The 16,454-nt window shown below is 63.3% G+C and carries 13 protein-coding genes and 1 pseudogene; 7 read left to right on the plus strand and 7 right to left on the minus strand.

Annotated elements, in window-relative coordinates; genetic code table 11:
- The 6 genes and pseudogenes from ACEQXE_RS00620 to ACEQXE_RS00645 form a co-directional block, all read left to right on the plus strand.
- A pseudogene (locus ACEQXE_RS00620) lies at nt 1–477 on the plus strand (tyrosine--tRNA ligase); the annotation flags it as partial.
- 135 nt (nt 478–612) lie between these two features.
- A complete protein-coding gene (locus ACEQXE_RS00625; RefSeq protein WP_370176956.1) occupies nt 613–945 on the plus strand; it encodes a PilZ domain-containing protein in 333 nt (110 codons plus the stop codon).
- Nucleotides 946–1,013: 68 nt separating this feature from the next.
- On the plus strand, nt 1,014–2,333 hold the full coding sequence (locus tag ACEQXE_RS00630; protein ID WP_370176957.1) for an MFS transporter: 1,320 nt from the start codon (nt 1,014–1,016) through the stop codon (nt 2,331–2,333).
- Nucleotides 2,330–3,250, plus strand: coding sequence for a cysteine synthase A (cysK, locus tag ACEQXE_RS00635; protein ID WP_370176958.1), 921 nt, complete (start codon nt 2,330–2,332; stop codon nt 3,248–3,250). Before ACEQXE_RS00630 ends, cysK begins: the two co-directional genes overlap by 4 nt.
- 71 nt (nt 3,251–3,321) lie before the next feature.
- On the plus strand, nt 3,322–4,143 hold the full coding sequence (locus ACEQXE_RS00640; protein WP_370176959.1) for an aspartyl/asparaginyl beta-hydroxylase domain-containing protein: 822 nt from the start codon (nt 3,322–3,324) through the stop codon (nt 4,141–4,143).
- A gap of 111 nt (nt 4,144–4,254) precedes the next feature.
- Entirely contained in the window at nt 4,255–5,571 is a 1,317-nt protein-coding gene (locus ACEQXE_RS00645; protein ID WP_370183175.1) for an OmpA family protein, read from the plus strand.
- Between the two features lie 44 nt (nt 5,572–5,615).
- Here ACEQXE_RS00645 and ACEQXE_RS00650 read toward each other — a convergent pair whose 3' ends face one another.
- The 4 genes from ACEQXE_RS00650 to ACEQXE_RS00665 form a co-directional block, all read right to left on the minus strand.
- The gene (locus ACEQXE_RS00650) at nt 5,616–7,421 is read right to left on the minus strand and encodes an acyl-CoA dehydrogenase C-terminal domain-containing protein (protein WP_370176961.1); all 1,806 of its coding nucleotides are present in this window, start codon (nt 7,419–7,421) and stop codon (nt 5,616–5,618) included.
- 37 nt (nt 7,422–7,458) lie between these two features.
- Nucleotides 7,459–7,899: a MerR family DNA-binding transcriptional regulator gene (locus tag ACEQXE_RS00655; RefSeq protein ID WP_370176962.1), complete on the minus strand. Its 441-nt coding sequence runs from the start codon at nt 7,897–7,899 to the stop codon at nt 7,459–7,461.
- A gap of 30 nt (nt 7,900–7,929) precedes the next feature.
- The gene (gene hisI, locus ACEQXE_RS00660; protein ID WP_370176963.1) at nt 7,930–8,310 is read right to left on the minus strand and encodes a phosphoribosyl-AMP cyclohydrolase; all 381 of its coding nucleotides are present in this window, start codon (nt 8,308–8,310) and stop codon (nt 7,930–7,932) included.
- Nucleotides 8,311–8,605: 295 nt separating this feature from the next.
- Nucleotides 8,606–9,403, minus strand: a complete 798-nt coding sequence (locus ACEQXE_RS00665; protein ID WP_370176964.1) for a ComF family protein — start codon at nt 9,401–9,403, stop codon at nt 8,606–8,608.
- A gap of 42 nt (nt 9,404–9,445) precedes the next feature.
- Here ACEQXE_RS00665 and ACEQXE_RS00670 point away from each other — a divergent pair, with 42 nt between their 5' ends.
- Nucleotides 9,446–10,210, plus strand: a complete 765-nt coding sequence (locus ACEQXE_RS00670; RefSeq protein WP_370176965.1) for a methyltransferase domain-containing protein — start codon at nt 9,446–9,448, stop codon at nt 10,208–10,210.
- Here ACEQXE_RS00670 and ppdK read toward each other — a convergent pair.
- The 3 genes from ppdK to ACEQXE_RS00685 form a co-directional block, all read right to left on the minus strand.
- The gene (ppdK, locus tag ACEQXE_RS00675; protein WP_370176966.1) at nt 10,207–12,876 is read right to left on the minus strand and encodes a pyruvate, phosphate dikinase; all 2,670 of its coding nucleotides are present in this window, start codon (nt 12,874–12,876) and stop codon (nt 10,207–10,209) included. The two genes, ACEQXE_RS00670 and ppdK, sit on opposite strands and share 4 nt — an antisense overlap.
- A gap of 58 nt (nt 12,877–12,934) precedes the next feature.
- A complete protein-coding gene (glyS, locus tag ACEQXE_RS00680; RefSeq protein WP_370177007.1) occupies nt 12,935–15,349 on the minus strand; it encodes a glycine--tRNA ligase subunit beta in 2,415 nt (804 codons plus the stop codon).
- A gap of 71 nt (nt 15,350–15,420) precedes the next feature.
- The gene (locus tag ACEQXE_RS00685; RefSeq protein ID WP_370177008.1) at nt 15,421–16,320 is read right to left on the minus strand and encodes a glycine--tRNA ligase subunit alpha; all 900 of its coding nucleotides are present in this window, start codon (nt 16,318–16,320) and stop codon (nt 15,421–15,423) included.
- Between the last annotated feature and the right edge of the window lie 134 nt (nt 16,321–16,454).

Consider the following 16,454-nt stretch of genomic DNA (forward strand, 5'->3'; position numbering starts at 1 on the left):
CACGCGATCTCACACTCTTTCCCTACACGACGCTCTTCCGATCTGGATGATCGTGACGTGGGTCGTTTCCTGCGGCTCTTCACCGATATCCCGCTGGACGAGATCGCACGGCTCGTACGCCTCGAAGGGGCGGAGATCAACGATGCAAAGGTCGCGCTCGCCAATGCGATAACTGCGATGGTGCGCGGCGAGGATGCGGCGAGCAAGGCCGAAGCGACTGCGCGCGAGACATTTGCTGGCGGCGCGGGCGACGATCTTCCGACGCTGAGCGTGGGCGATGGCATGTCCCTGCCTGCCGCCCTTACCGCGATCGGGTTCACCGCTTCGAACAAGGAAGCCAAACGCAAGATTGCGGAAGGGGCGGTGCGGCTTGACGACGAGGTCATGGGCGATCCCGGCCTACAGGTAACGGTTACCGGTGGTGCACAGCGCCGCCTCTCCCTGGGACGCAAGAAGCACGGCATCCTGCTGCCCTAAGGATATTCCCCTAAGCCGCTTAAATCCTAGGTTTTTGTCCCAATTCAGGACATCGCGGTTTAACGCAAAATCAGCGATTGCCCGTCATAAGCGGCGGACTGGAAGAGGCCATGGGGGCCTCGAGGGGATTTGATTGTGGCATCGCATCTCAGTGTGACCGACCAGCGGGCGGCGATCCGCCACCCGGTCGATTATAAAGTGATTGCGGACTATTTCGGTCGCGGCGACGTTCCCTTCCATGTCAGTAACGTGTCGGCCAACGGTTTCATGATCGACAACGCCACTGGCGGCGAACGCGGCGACCGCGTGATCGTCAGCTTCCCAGTGATCGGCCGGATCGAGGGCTATTTGATCTGGGCCAAGGATAATCGCGCCGGCTTCCAGTTCGAACGGATAATCCGGGTCGACGATTTCCTCATGATGATTGACGAACTCCAGCCCAATCCCCGCCTGCGCCGTAGCCGCTAGGCCGAGAGAGAAGCTGGGCTTGCACGCCCAGTTGGAAAATTTCCTTTGTCCGTCGCTTTCGCGGTGCCATGTGGCGCCGGGTGACGGCTGACCAACCCATTCCTGACACCACGCCGCTGCGGATTCACAATTTCCGCGCCTACCTGCTCGCCCGCTTCACCATGATCGTCGGCCAGTACGCGATGATGCTGATCATCGGGTGGCAAACTTATACAATCGCGCGCGAAAACGGGCTCGATGCCTTTGCCGCCTCGGGACAGTTGGCGCTGATCGGCCTGCTGCAGTTCCTGCCGCTGTTCGTACTCGCGCCATTCTCCGGGCTGGCTGCGGACCGCTTCAACCGCAAGACGGTCGCGCGACTGACAATCCTGCTTCAATTGATCGGTGCAGGTTTCCTCGCGTGGATGACTTATACCGACAGGATCGGATTGCCTGCGCTGTTCTCCGTCGCAGTCCTGCTGGGCATCGTGCGGGCATTCAACGGCCCTGCCCTGTCCGCGCTTGCGCCAAATCTTGTACCCAAGGCGATCCTGCCCAATGCCATCGCGCTCTCATCGATCGCCTGGCAAACCGGCATGATCGTCGGGCCCGCCATCGGCGGATATGCTTATGACGCGGCGCCTGCCCTGCCTTATGCCATCGCCAGTTGCCTGTTCATCGTTGCGATCATTGCGATCAGTACGATCGGCAAGGTGCCGCGATCGGCGATCACCGGCGCGCAGCGTCCCATCGGCCAGATCATCGATGGTTGGCGCTATGTCTTCCGGAACAAGATGGTGCTCGGCGCGATCACGCTCGACCTGATGGCCGTGTTCCTTGCCGGGGCGACCGCGCTGTTTCCGCCTTTCGCATACGACATCCTGAAGGTGGGTGAGACGGGGCTCGCCCAGCTCGCCGCCGCGCCTGCCATCGGCGCAGCGGTCACCGCGCTGTGGTTCAGTTTCCGCCCTTTGAAGACCAATGTCGGGCCCAAGATGCTGTGGGCTGTGGCTGCGTTCGGACTGGCGACCATCATGTTCGGCCTTTCGCGCAACATGCCCCTCAGCCTCGCGATGCTGGTAATCGTGGGCGCGGCGGACATGTTCAGCGTCTACATCCGCCAGTCGCTGATCCAGTTGCATACCCCCGACGACAAGCGCGGGCGCGTTTCCTCCGCCAGCCTGCTCACCATTAGCGCATCCAACGAAGGTGGAGACGCATTCTCGGGCTTCCTCGCCAGCATCATCGGCCCCGCCGGTGCGGTGATCTTCGGCGGGATCGGAGCCATCGTCACCGTCGGAATGTGGAGCCGGATCTTCCCGGTCTTGCGCCACACCCGGACCTTCGACCCGCCTCCCTCGTTGGAAGAGGAAACCCCCGAACAGACCTTGCAGGAGAAGATTCCATGAAAGCCTCCAACATCCTGGAAACCATCGGCAACACGCCGCACATCCGCCTCGCGAAGCTGTTCCCCGACCACGAGGTGTGGGTGAAGAGCGAGCGCGCCAATCCTGGCGGTTCCATCAAGGACCGGATTGCGCTGGCGATGGTCGAAGACGCAGAGAAGGCTGGCAAGCTGGCGCCCGGTGGTACGATCATCGAACCGACCAGCGGCAACACCGGTATCGGCTTGGCGATGGTCGCCGCGGTCAAAGGCTACAAGCTGGTTCTCGTCATGCCCGAAAGCATGAGCCTCGAACGGCGCCGCCTGATGCTCGCCTATGGGGCAACCTTCGACCTGACGCCGAAGGAAAAGGGTATGAAGGGCGCAATCGAGCGTGCCAAGGAACTGATCGAGCAAACCCATGGCGCGTGGATGCCAAGCCAGTTCGATAACGAGAGCAACTGGCAGGTTCACGCGCGCACGACCGCCAAGGAAATCCTTGAGGACTTTACCGATACGCCGATAGACGCACTAATCACTGGTGTAGGTACAGGCGGTCACCTGACCGGCTGTGCCGAAGAACTGAAGCGGCACTGGTCGGGCATGAAAGCCTTCGCTGTCGAGCCCGAACTGTCGCCGGTCATCTCCGGTGGCGACCCCGGCCCGCACCCGATCCAGGGCATTGGCGCGGGCTTCGTGCCCGACAACCTGCATACCCCGGCCATCGACGGCGCAATCCCCGTGTCTGCGGACGAGGCAAAGGAGTGGGCGCGACGGGCCGCGCGCGAAGAGGGTGTGCTGGTTGGCATCTCGAGCGGGGCGACACTCGCCGCGATTGCGAAGAAGCTGCCCGATCTGGCCGCCGATTCGCGCGTGCTCGGCTTCAACTACGATACCGGTGAACGCTATCTGTCGGTGCCCGATTTCCTGCCCGAGGCGTGAAAGTGTTCTATCTGAAAGACTTGTTTTCACGCCCTTGAGCGGGGGAAAGCCGGGCCTATAGTGGGCCGACTATGGCCAGGGACGACGCAACAGCGGGGTCGGGCACAGGGGCTCCACCGCCCTCTGCGCAGGGATCGGGAGGGCAAGCCTCCCCCGATGGTGCACGTTCTGCGCTGTTCCATTTCCTGCGCAAGCGACGGCACGGCATCAATCGCGCTATTGCGAGATCGTCACGGATTTCCAACGATCCCGTGTTCGATGCGCGCAACTTCCCTTGGATGGCGGGGATTGCGAAGCACTGGCAGGAAATCCAGCGCGAAGCGCAGGAAATTTACGGCCATGTCGATGCGATCCCTCCGCTGCGCGATATCTCGGCCGATCATCGCGGGATCATCGAAGACGACAGCTGGCGCAGCTTCTTCCTGATTGGTTACGGCAACCGGATCGAGGAAAACATCGCGCGCGCACCGCGCACGGCAGAGCTGGTTTCCGCCATACCGGGGCTCAACTCGGCCTTCTTTTCCATCCTTGCGCCCGGTGCGCATATCAGCCGTCACCGCGGTGTGACCAAGGCGTTCATCACTGCTCATCTCGGCGTGGTCGTGCCCACCAAATGGCACGACTGCACGATGCAGGTAGAGGATCAGGACCTCAATTGGCGCGAAGGCGAATGGCTCGTGTTCGACGATACTTACGAACACGAGGTGTGGAACCGGACCGACCAGCATCGGATCGTGCTGCTGTGCCAGTTTGCCCGCCCGCTTCGTTTCCCTGGCTCCGCTCTGGCATGGGCACTGATGCGCTATGTCCGCGCCAGCCCCTTCGTACGTGAGGCAAAAGATAACCTCGTCGATTGGGAAACGGCTTTCGCGCGCGCCGAGCGGGGCGAGTGAAAGGTCGCGGTCCTGAGTAATCCCGCCGGTCAGAGGGCAGGCTGGACGGTGGAACAACGAGCGAAGTCTTCGGGGGGGAATTCCATGCGAGGTCTCAAGTCCGATTTTCTATTGGCCGTAGTTGGCTTGGGGCTCGTTGCCTGCGGCGGGGGTGCAGACGAAACGTCCGCTGCGACCGCCGATCCGGCTGACGAAACTGCCATCGCCAAGGGCGGACGCTCCAGCTCGGATACTGATATCGCTGTCGATAGCGAAGGCGAGCCAATCGATTTTTTGACATATGGCGCAGGGGCCTTCCCGATCCGCTACGACCCCAAGACGCAGCGGCTCGCAGCAGGGGCAGTTCTGGACGGCAGGTTGGGCTATGTCGCCCTGTCGCGAAACCCGACCGGGCCGGAAGAACCGATCGTTGTAACAATCGAACTCCCGGCGGCGACCACCTTCGCGCAGTTCGGCATTCCCCCGCAGTCCAGCTTTGGCTGCTGCAAGGGCACGCATATCCGCACGGTCACGGTAAAAGGCTCGGCAAAATCGCCGGATGAGGGATTTGTAACGCTCGCGAAATTCGATGTCGAAGCTGAGCAATATGACGACAAGCAGCTCTTCTCGGTGGATCGCAAGCAGGCGGTGCGGTGGATCCGGGTTACGCTTGAGGGGCGCGAGGTTGTCGACCCGGAAGATTATCACGGCACGGCTTTTACGGAGCTGTTCGGGTATGGCAGGCAGGAACCGGTTGAGACCACCGACGACCACTTTACCGGTCGCTGGCTGACAGGCGGCGGCGGCAGCGGCGCGACCGCCAACCGGATCGAACTGATCCAGGACGGCGCGCTTGTTACCGGGTGCGGCACGAGCGGGGGATCCAGCTACACCGTCTCGGGCGGGATCGAAAACGGCCTGCTCAAATATGTCGTAGGCAGCGATACCGTGCCCAATGTCGCGGTGATCAATTCGGAAGACCAGCTCTCCGGCGCGATGATCGGACGCTCCTTCGGCAGGATCATCGGCGAACCCGGCGGTGCGCCGACCAGCTGCACACCGGGCAAGGAACCGCCGCCCAACCCCGTTGGGACGGCGCTTGACCAGTGCCGCGCCGCAATCGTCTACGGCATCAATTTCGACGTGGATTCCAGTGCCATCCGGCCGGACGCGGAGCCTGCGCTGAAACAGATCCTTGCGGCATTGACCGACCGGTCGAAGCTGAAGGTGGTGATCGAAGGCCACACCGATTCCGATGGCTCCGACAAGTATAATCTCGACCTGTCCTCAAGACGCGCAGAAGCGGTGGTGGAATGGCTGATCGACAAGGGTGTGGATGCAGCCAATGTCACTGCTGCCGGCAAGGGAGAAGCCGAGCCTGTCGCTGATAACGAGACATCGGCAGGCAAGGCCTCCAACAGGCGTGTCGAGGTGCAGCCGAGCTGTTAGGCGCTACAGCGGGTGTTGCAGCTCGCTAGCACCTCGACCCATATTCAGGCGGCGGTCGCAAACGCCTCTTCGCCCAGCGCCATCAGCGAGTCGCTGCCCGCCTCGATCTTGCGACGCAGGGCACCGCAATCTGGGACATAGCGATCCGCGAAGTAGCGCGCGGTGGCCAGCTTGGCCTCGTAGAACGCTGCGTCGCCTGTCCCATCGGCCAGCGCAGCCTTGGCGACGCGCGCCATCTTCACCCACATCAGCATCAGGCAGGTGATGCCCATGATGTGCATGTAGTGATGCGCTCCCGAGCCGAGGTGGTTGGGATTGGCCATCGCGTTCTGCATGAACCACATGGTCGCGGCCTTCTGCTCGCCGACCGCCTTTTCCAGCGCGGTGGCGAGTTCGGCGAGGTCTTCCTCACCCTTGGCTTCGGCGACCGTATCGTCGACCAGCTTGAAGAACGCCTGCACCGCGCGTCCGCCGTGCTGGGCGAGCTTGCGCCCGCACAGGTCCATCGCCTGCACACCGTTGGTGCCTTCGTAGATCTGCGCGATCCGGGCATCGCGAACGAACTGCTCCATGCCCCATTCGGCAATATAGCCGTGCCCGCCATAAACCTGCTGCATGTTGGTGGCGACGTCGTAGCCCTTGTCGGTGCCGTAGCCCTTGATGACCGGGGTCATCAGCCCGACGAGGTCGTCCGCCAGCTGCTTCTCGTCCTCGTCCTGCAGCGCATGGCTAAGATCCTGCTGCAGGGCCGTCCACAATGCGAAGGCGCGCATGCCTTCGTTGAAGGCTTTCGCGTCCATCAGCATGCGGCGCACATCGGCGTGGACGAAGATCGGATCGGCTTTCTCGTTCGGTTCGGCGGGGCCGGTCAGCGCACGTCCCTGGCGGCGATCCAGCGCATAGGTCACCGCGTTCTGGTACGAAACTTCGGCCTGCGAAAGGCCCTGAACGCCAACCCCGAGGCGCGCAGCATTCATCATGATGAACATCGCGGCGAGGCCCTTGTTCTCCTCGCCGACCATCCAGCCCTTCGCCTCGTCATAATTCATGACGCAGGTCGAGTTGCCGTGGATGCCCATCTTGTGCTCGATCGAACCGCACATCACGCCGTTGCGTTCACCCACAGAGCCATCCTCGTTCACGAGGAATTTGGGCACGACGAACAGCGAGATACCCTTGGAGCTGTCGGGTGCGCCCGGCGTCTTGGCCAGCACGAGGTGGATGATATTCTCCGACATGTCATGCTCGCCGGCGGAGATGAAGATCTTGGTGCCGGTGATCGCGTAGCTGCCATCGGCCTGCGGTTCGGCCTTGGTGCGGATCAGGCCCAGGTCCGTGCCGCAATGCGGCTCGGTCAGGTTCATGGTGCCGGTCCATTCGCAGTTGACCATCTTGGGCAGGTACTTTTCCTTCTGCTCCTGGCTGCCCTTGGCAATGAGGGCGGAGATCGCCCCGTTGGTGAGGCCGGGATACATGCCGAAGGACTGGTTGGCCGAAGAGATCATCTCTTCCATCGCGAAGGCGACGACATGCGGCAGGCCCTGTCCGCCGAACTCCTCGGGCATCGAAAGCGTGCCCCAACCCGCCTCGCGGAACTGGTCGAACGCATCCTTGAACCCGGTCGGCGTGGTCACCGAGCCATCTTCGTGCCGGGTGCACCCCTCCTGGTCGCCCACCTGGTTCAGCGGCTGCAGGACCTCGGCGGTGAACTTGCCCGCTTCGTCGAGAATGGTGTTCACCATATCGGTGCTCGCATTCTCGAAGCCCGGCAGGTTGCCGTAGCTTTCCAGCTCGAGCATTTCGTTGATGATGAAGCGGAAGTCGCGGGTCGGGGCGGTATAGCTGGGCATCGGAGGGTCCTTTGCGGCAGAGGGGTTTAGTAGGGGTTCAGTCCTGGTCGACTTGCTCGACGTGAGCGATGAAAGCGGTGAGTTCGCTGATCGAGGAATCGATGTCGTCGCGCTGCTGTTTCAGCTTGGCGACATGCGCGCGACACCGCTCGATCGTGACGCGGCGCTGTTCGACCCGGCCATCGCCCAAGTCGTACAGGTCGATCATTTCCTTGATCTCGGCCAGGCTGAAACCGACGTTTTTGGCGCGCATGATCCACGCGAGGCGCGCGCGGTCGCGCTGCGAATAGATGCGCGATAGCCCGTTGCGGGTCGGGGCGATCAGCCCTTCATCTTCGTAGAAGCGGAGCGCGCGGGCCGTACAGTCGAACTCGGCGGTCAGATCCGAAATCGCGTAAGTCTCGCGTTCGTGCTCGTCCGGCCGGTCAAGATGAGCTCCGGCACCGGAATAGGCGGTCTTGGCTGCGGCTTGGGTCATAGGGGCCGTATAATCCCCTTTACGTAAAGGTCAACTATCGAGCCGGATCAACCGGTCATCAGAGTCGAGCTTGCGGTAGAAGCAGCTGCGTGCACCAGTGTGGCAGGCAGGCCCTGCGGGTTCGGCAACGATCACCAACGCATCCTGATCGCAATCGACGTGTATCTCCTGCACGCGCAGCACATTTCCGCTGGTCTCCCCTTTGCACCAGAGCTTGCCGCGTGATCGCGAGTGGAAATGCGCCAGCCCCGTCTCACGGGTCGCATCGATCGCTTCCTGATCCAGATGGGCGACCATCAACACCTCGCGCGTGTTCGCATCCACGACCACTCCGGTGACCAGCCGGTCGGCACCGAATTTGGGCATGAAACGCGTGCCATCTTCGCGATCATCTGGATCACAACCTTGCATGAAAAACTTCCTGTCTTCGTGTGGGTATTGAGTGACCCGATTGTTGCCTCCGCACAACACTGGTGGGCGAATCCTTTCGCCAACACAACGACGTCGTTGCAAGAGAGGGGCATATTGGAAAAACTGCTTTGCGTGATCGGAGACGGTCACCCTTCAGGCCGAGGCGCCGCACAGACGCGCCGGGTTCAGGGGGACGCATCGCCGGATGGGGGTTTTTCCGGCGTTGTGCAGACGAGGGTTTTGGATTGCCATACGGCCTTTCGGGGGAACGGCCGGGCACTCCTTGAAAATTTCGTCACGCGGCGCCCGGGACCTTTGCGGTCTCGGGCGTTTCGTGTTTCGGTGTTGCGATATCCGACGTCGACTGATCGGCTACCCGCGCGAAGCATGCGATGCGAACGCTTTTCGCACCCGCGACCAGCAAGGCCCGAACGCAGGCCGAACTCGTCGCGCCGCTGGTCAGCACATCGTCGACCAAAACCACATGGCGGCCCCGGATGGAGGCTGCGCGCGCCTCGTTCACACGAATGGCACCGCGCAAGACCTTTGCTCTTTGCTTGCGTCCGAGCCCGCCAAGCTTCGGCGTTGCGCGTGTGCGTTTGAGTCCGTCCACCATCACCGCCATTCCGGTATGCGTGGAGATAGCCCGGGCAAGCAGCGCTGCCTGGTTATACCCGCGCATCCATAACCGCACGCGATGGAGCGGCACCGCTATCAGCACCGCATCAGCGGGTGCGTTGACAAGGCGCGCGGCGATCAGTCGGCCCATCAGCTTGGCGAGGCCGATCCTGCCTCCATGCTTGAATCTGAGCACCAGTTGGCGTGCCGGATCATTGTAAAGCATGGCCGCTGCGATTCCTGCATGCTCGGGCCGGTGCAGGTGACAGGCGGTGCAAATGCTGCCCATTGCGGCGGTTTCGAGCGGTGTCTGGCACTGCGTGCAGGCAGGCTCTCCGGGAAAGTCGAGCGTGTCCCAGCACGCACCGCACAGGCCCGGGCCCGCTGCGGTCCCCTCCCCGCACAGCGGGCATCGCGGCGGGTAGATGAAATCGACCAGCGGTTTCAGAGCGGAGGAGAATGGGATGGCGGGCATCGCGCACTAAGCTGCCCCCCCGCCCCCATGTAGGCAAGCGGCATGACCGATCGCCCCAACCAACGAAGCGTGCCCCGGATATTCTCGCACACCCGCAGGCAGGCGCGCTTCCTCCGTGCGCTGGGCCGGCAGCAATCGAGCGATCCGGCGACCTTCGTGTTCGACGACATGGTCGAGGATATTGTCGAGCGGTTGGATTTTACCCGCGCCGACCCGGGCTCTGCGCTCCTGATGGGCGACATGACTGGGCAGCTTGCCCCCGCACTCCGCTCGCGTGGGTTCGATGTCGAGAGCGTGGGGCCGCACGACTTCGATGAGGAGCAGCCCTACCCCCGCACCTATCGTTATGTGCTGAGCCTTGGTCTTCTCGACACGCTCAACGACCTGCCCGGCGCGCTGATGCATGTCCGCCATGCCCTGGAACCGGGCGGCATGATGATCGCCCAGTGCCTAGGCGCAGGCACACTCCCCGCGATGCGTGAGGCTGTACAGGTTGCTGATGGTGAGCGGACCCATGCACGCATCCACCCGCAGATCGACCGTCCGGCGGCGAGCGGGCTGATGAGTCGCGCAGGCTTTACCAAGCAGGTGGTCGACAGCCGCACCCTTCGGGCGCGCTACGGCGACTTCAACCGGCTTGTCGCGGACCTGCGCGATCAGGGGCTGGGCGGCATCCTCGCCGATGCTCCGCCGGCCTTCACCCGCTCCAGCTGGGCGCGTGCGCAGGCCGGTTTCGAGTCGCTCAAGGAGCCGGATGGCAAGGTGAGCGAGACTTTCGAAATCCTCTCCCTCACGGGCTGGAGCTAGGTTTTCCGCAGAGCCGCTTGCGCCGCTGCCAGCCGCGCAATCGGCACGCGGAAGGGCGAGGCGCTGACATAGTCGAGCCCCACTTTCTCGCAGAACCCGATGCTCGCCGGGTCGCCACCATGCTCGCCGCAGATCCCCAGCTTGATGTCGCCGCGCGTCTTGCGCCCCCGCTCGGCTGCAAGCTCAACCAGTTGGCCCACGCCATCCACGTCGAGGCTGACGAACGGATCGCGCGCGAAGATGCCGCGGTCGACATAGGCGCCCAGGAACCGTCCCGCATCGTCGCGGCTCAGCCCCAGCGTGGTTTGCGTAAGGTCGTTGGTGCCGAAGCTGAAGAAGCGCGCTTCCTCGGCGATTTCGCCCGCCATCAGAGCCGCGCGCGGCAGCTCGATCATCGTGCCGACGAGGTATTCGACGCGCGTGCCTGTCTCGCCGAACACCTCTTCCGCCACCCGGTCGACCAGCGCTCGCAGGATCTGCAACTCACGAGCCGTCGCGACCAGCGGGATCATCACTTCGGGCAGCGGCGCCTCGCCGGAGCGCTTCTGTACCGCGCATGCTGCCTCGAAGATCGCACGCGCCTGCATCTCGTAGATTTCGGGGTAGGTGATCCCGAGGCGGCAGCCGCGGTGGCCCAGCATCGGGTTGAACTCGTGCAACTCGGCCACCCGCTGCTTTAGCCGCTCTGCCGGAAGTCCCGTAGCCTCCACCAGGTCGGCAAAATCGCCGTCGCTGGCGGGCAGGAACTCGTGCAGCGGCGGATCGAGCAGGCGGATCGTGCATGGCAAGCCCGCCATCACTTCGAAGATGGCTTCGAAATCGCTGCGCTGTTCGGGCAGCAGCTTGGCGAGGGCGGCGCGGCGCCCTTCCTCGCGTTCGGCGAGGATCATCTCGCGCACCGCCATGATCCGGTCCGCATCGAAGAACATGTGTTCGGTCCGGCACAAGCCGATGCCTTCCGCTCCGAAGCTGCGCGCGGTCTTGCAGTCTTCGGGCGTTTCGGCATTGGTCCGCACGCCCATGCGGCGCGCCTCGTCGGCCCATTTCATGACCTTCGCGAAATCGCCCGCCAGCTCCGGCTCGATCGTCGGGACCAGCCCGCGCATGACCTGCCCGTTGCCGCCGTCGAGCGTGATGACATCGCCTTCGGCCAATTCGGCAGAGCCGATCCTGACCGTGCGCGCGGCCTTGTCGATCGACACGCCGCTGGCGCCCGACACACAGGGCCGACCCATGCCGCGCGCCACCACCGCCGCGTGGCTGGTCATCCCGCCGCGCGCGGTCAGGATGCCCTTCGCCGCGTGCATGCCGTGGATGTCCTCGGGTGAAGTCTCGACCCGCACCAGGATCACCGCATCGCCGCGATTGGCCCACAGCTCGGCCGTATCGGCGTCGAGCGCGATCTTGCCCGAAGCCGCGCCGGGCGAGGCAGGCAGGCCGCTGGTCAGCACGTCGCGCGGCGCATCGGGGTCGAGCGTGGGGTGCAGCAGCTGGTCGAGCGCCATCGGGTCGATCCGCAGGATCGCGGTCCGCTGGTCGATCAGCCCCTCGCCCTCCATGTCCACCGCCATCTTGAGCGCGGCCTTGGCGGTGCGCTTGCCATTGCGGGTCTGGAGCAGGAACAGCTGGCCGTCCTGCACCGTGAACTCGATGTCCTGCATGTCCTTGTAGTGCTTTTCGAGCAGGTCGAACACGCGCGCCAGTTCGCCGTAAGCCTCGGGCATGGCCTCTTCCATGCTCGGCTTGTCGGCACCCGCTTCCTCGCGCCGCGCCTTGGTGAGGTATTGCGGCGTGCGAATGCCCGCCACCACATCCTCGCCCTGCGCGTTCACCAGCCATTCGCCGTAGAACACGTTCTCCCCGGTCGAGGGATCGCGCGTGAAGGCCACACCCGTCGCCGAGGTATCGCCCATATTGCCGAACACCATCGCCTGCACGTTCACCGCCGTGCCCAGATCGTGCGGGATGTCGTTCAACCGGCGGTAGATTTTCGCCCGTTCGCTATCCCAGCTGTCGAACACTGCGCGGATCGCACCCCACAACTGAGTATTCACATCCTGCGGGAAAGGCTCGTCCTGCTCGTTCGCGACGATTTCCAGGTATTCGCCAACCAGTGCTTCCCAATGCTCGGCCTGCATCTCGGTATCCGAGTAGAAGCCGTTATCCTCGCGCATGATCTCCAGCGCTTCCTCGAACAATCCGTGATCGAGGCCGAGCACCACGTCCGAGTACATCTGGATGAACCGGCGGTAGCTGTCCCACGCAAACCGCGCATCGCCGCTTGTCGCTGCGAGGCCCTTCACCGTCTCGTCGTTGAGGCCCAGGTTCAGCACGGTGTCCATCATGCCGGGCATGGAGATCGCCGCGCCGGAGCGGACCGAGACGAGCAACGGATCGCTCGCATCGCCCAGCTTCTTGCCCACGGTCTGCTCGACATGGCCGACGCCATCGGCAACCGCGGCCTTCAGCGCATCGGTGAATTCGTGCGCGCCGTCGAGGTAGCGCAAGCATTCCTCGGTCGTGATGGTGAAACCGGGGGGCACCGGCAGGCCGATGCTCGCCATTTCGGCAAGGTTCGCGCCCTTGCCGCCGGTAATGGTCTTGTCCTTCTGGCGTGGATCGGAGTGATCGGCATTGCCGCCGAAGGGGTAGACTGTCTGGCTCATTACATCATGCCTTCCGGGTCGCCTGACACACCTGACACAGTGTTATAGGCCCAAATTCTCATCCCTCGATTTTCGAGAAATCTGCCACATTGTGCACTGCGGCACGGAAGCGGGCAAGCAAAGCGAGGCGCGCGGCGCGCTTTGCCTGGTCGGGATCGTTCACGGTCACATTGTCAAAGAACGCGTCGATCGGTGCACGCAGCGATGCGAGGGCGGACATTGCGCCTTCGAAATCCTCCGCCCCGATCGCGGTCGCAGCCTTGGGCCCCGCCGCGTCGAGCGCATCGATCAGGTCCTTCTCGGCCGGTTCGGGCGTGTAGGACAGCGCTTTTTTGCCCTGCTCTGCCACCTGAGCCGCGACAATATCTCTCATGTCCGGATCGTCGACCAGCACCAGCGGGTCTTCTTCGCCGTTCTGGGGGGTTTCCTGCTCGGCGCCCCGCCAGTCTTCCTTCTTGAGGATATTCGCCGCGCGCTTGTACCCGGCGAGCAGGTTGGTGCCGTCCTCTGTTTCCATGAAACTCTGGAGCGCGCGAACGCGGGCGAGCAGGCGGACGAGATCGTCCTCCCCGCCGAGCGCGAACACCGCGTCGATCAGGTCGTGGCGGACACCGGCTTCGCGCTGTTGGACCTTCAGGCGGTCGGCGAAGAAGTCGAGGAGGTTCTCGACACCATCCAAGAGAGCAAGGTAAATTGATTCAACCCAGTGAATGGGCTTGCTCAGTTCATTTGCCATGTGTTGCTTACCAGCGAGATTCTCTTGGTATCGCCAAGCAGCACCATTGTCGGAAAACTGAAACGGACGATCAGAGACTGCCGCGTCATACCATGTTTCGATCAATGAAACGTCGGCCTCACCCAAGCGCCGATACTCACCAATCGCGATATGCATAGCGAGGAGCTTCGCAATGGGCATCGTCACTCGATCCATCGACAATCGCAAGCCACGCTCAGACAAAATGCGGATGATGCCGAGAGCCGCGCGTCGAAGGGCAAACGGGTCTTTCGATCCGGTTGGCGTTTCCCCGACAGCAAAAAATGCCACAATCGTATCCAGCTTGTCCGCCAGGCTCACCGCCATCGTCACCGGAGCAGTCGGCACATCGTCGCCCTGCCCGACCGGCTTGTAGTGATCGCGGATCGCGTCGGCGACCGCATCGGGCAGCCCCTCGGCGCGGGCGTAGTAGCCGCCCATCAAGCCCTGCAACTCGGGGAACTCGCCGACCATCTCGGTGACCAGATCGGCCTTGCACAGCCGCGCGGCCTGCTCGGCCATTTCGGCCAAATCCTCTTTCGTCACCCCCGCGGAGGCGGGGGTCCCGCTTCCTTCCGCGCCCGCACCTGAAGAAGCGGGATTCCCGCCTGCGCGGGAATGACGGGGTTGAGCAGTAACAATCCCCTCCTCCACCAGCCAGCGGGCGAGCTTGGCGACCCGCTCGACTTTGTCGGCGACCGTGCCCAGCTTCTCGTGGAAGGTGATTCGCTTCAGCCCCTCGGCGTGTTCGGCGAGCGTCTTCTTGCGGTCCACGTCCCAGAAGAACCGCGCATCGGAAAGCCGTGCCGCGAGCACCTTGCGGTTGCCGTCCACGATGGCCGCGCCGCCATCCTCCGCCTCGATATTGGCGGTGCAGATGAACGCGTTGGCCAGCTTGCCGTCCGCGCTTTCGCACACGAAATACTTCTGGTTCACGCGGGCGGTGAGTTGGATCGTCTCGGGCGGGACTTCGAGGAAATCTTCTTCGAACCGACCCAGCAGCGGGATCGGCCACTCGGTCAGCCCGGCATTCTCGACCACCAGACCCTCGTCCTCGACGAGCTTTAACCCGGCTTCCGAGGCAACCTTCGCTGCGCCATCGCGGATCAGCGCGGCGCGCTCTTCATGGTCCACGATCACATGCGCAGCGCGCAGCTTCACGGCATAGTCGTCCGCGTTGCCGATGGTGATGTCGCCCGAGTGGTGGAACCGGTGGCCCAATGTGACCGCGCCCGAAGTAACGCCATGCACCTCGCACTCGACCACCTCGTCGCCCAGCAGCGCGACGATGCCGCTGAGGGGTCTCACCCAGCGCATGCTCTCGGTGCTGATCGACGCCGCGCCCCAGCGCATCGACTTGGGCCAGGCGAAGTCGCGGATGATTGCCGGGATCGCTTCGGCAAGCACGTCGCGCACCGCCCTGCCCGGCGTGTCGATCACCGCGAAGTACGTCTCGCGGCCCTTTACCTCGCGCACTTCCAGCTGGTCTCGCGTCACGTTGTTCTTTCGGCAGAAGCCGTCGACCGCCTGGTCGGGCGCGCCCACGGGCGGGCCCTTGGCTTCTTCGCTGACGGCCTGCGTCTCGGTCGGCAGGTCGCGCGCGATCAGCGCGAGGCGACGCGGGGTCGAGTAGACGGTGACCTCGCCCATTGCAACGCCCGCAGCGTCCATCGCGCGCCGGAACAGCTTTTCCAGTTCACCGCGCGCGCCCGCCTGCATTCGTGCGGGAATTTCTTCGGAGCGCAGTTCGAGGAGGAACTCACTCGCGTTCTTGTCGGGTGAACGTTCGTTCACAGGGACCACTCCGGATATTTTTCGGCCCACTTGGGCGCCATCAGTTGCGCGTATTTCTCGCAGGACCCGCGCGCGAGGTCGCGCACGCGGCCCATATACGAAGCGCGTTCCTGCACGCTGATCACGCCGCGCGCCTGCAGCAGGTTGAAGATATGGCTGGCCTCCACCGCCTGCTCGTAGGCGGCGATGGGGACATCATTTGCGAGCGCGTTCTCGCACTCCTTCTCGGCCTTGGCGAACAGGTCGAACAACGCGTCGGTTTCGGCGACCTCGAAGTTCCATTTCGACATCTGCTTTTCGTTTTCGAGGAAGACTTCGCCGTAGCTCACACCCTGCCCATTGAAATTCAGGTCGTACACATTGTCGACGCCCTGGATATACATCGCGAGGCGTTCCAGCCCGTAGGTCAGCTCGCCCGCGACCGGCTTGCAGTCGAACCCGCCCATCTGCTGGAAATAGGTGAACTGGGTCACCTCCATCCCGTCGCACCAGACTTCCCAGCCCAGTCCCCATGCGCCGAGCGTCGGGCTTTCCCAGTCATCCTCAACGAAGCGGATATCGTGCTTCAGGGGATCGATCCCGATCACGCGCAGGCTTTCCAGATAAAGATCCTGGATGTCCGGCGGGCTCGGCTTCAGGATGACCTGGTACTGGTAATAGTGCTGCAACCGGTTCGGGTTCTCGCCATAGCGGCCATCGGTCGGGCGGCGGCATGGCTGCACGAAGGCGGCGTTCCACGGCTCGGGCCCCAGCGCGCGCAAGGTGGTCGCCGTGTGGAATGTGCCAGCCCCCATCCGCATGTCGTAGGGTTGCAGGATCACGCAGCCCTGCCCCGCCCAGAAGTCGTGCAGCGCGAGGATCATGTCCTGGAAAGATGTTTTCGGATCGCGGTTCATCAGGCCAAGCGCCATGGCGAAGCCGCGCGACAGCGTCAACGCCGACTGTACCGCGATGCACCAATGTCAGGCATGCAGGTCTGTTTGTCAGGTTGTGTTGACATGAGCAACGAATCGCGACATAAAGTCAGCAT

This window comes from Alteriqipengyuania sp. (assembly GCF_964222115.1).
In the GTDB taxonomy this organism is placed as follows: Bacteria; Pseudomonadota; Alphaproteobacteria; order Sphingomonadales; family Sphingomonadaceae; genus Alteriqipengyuania.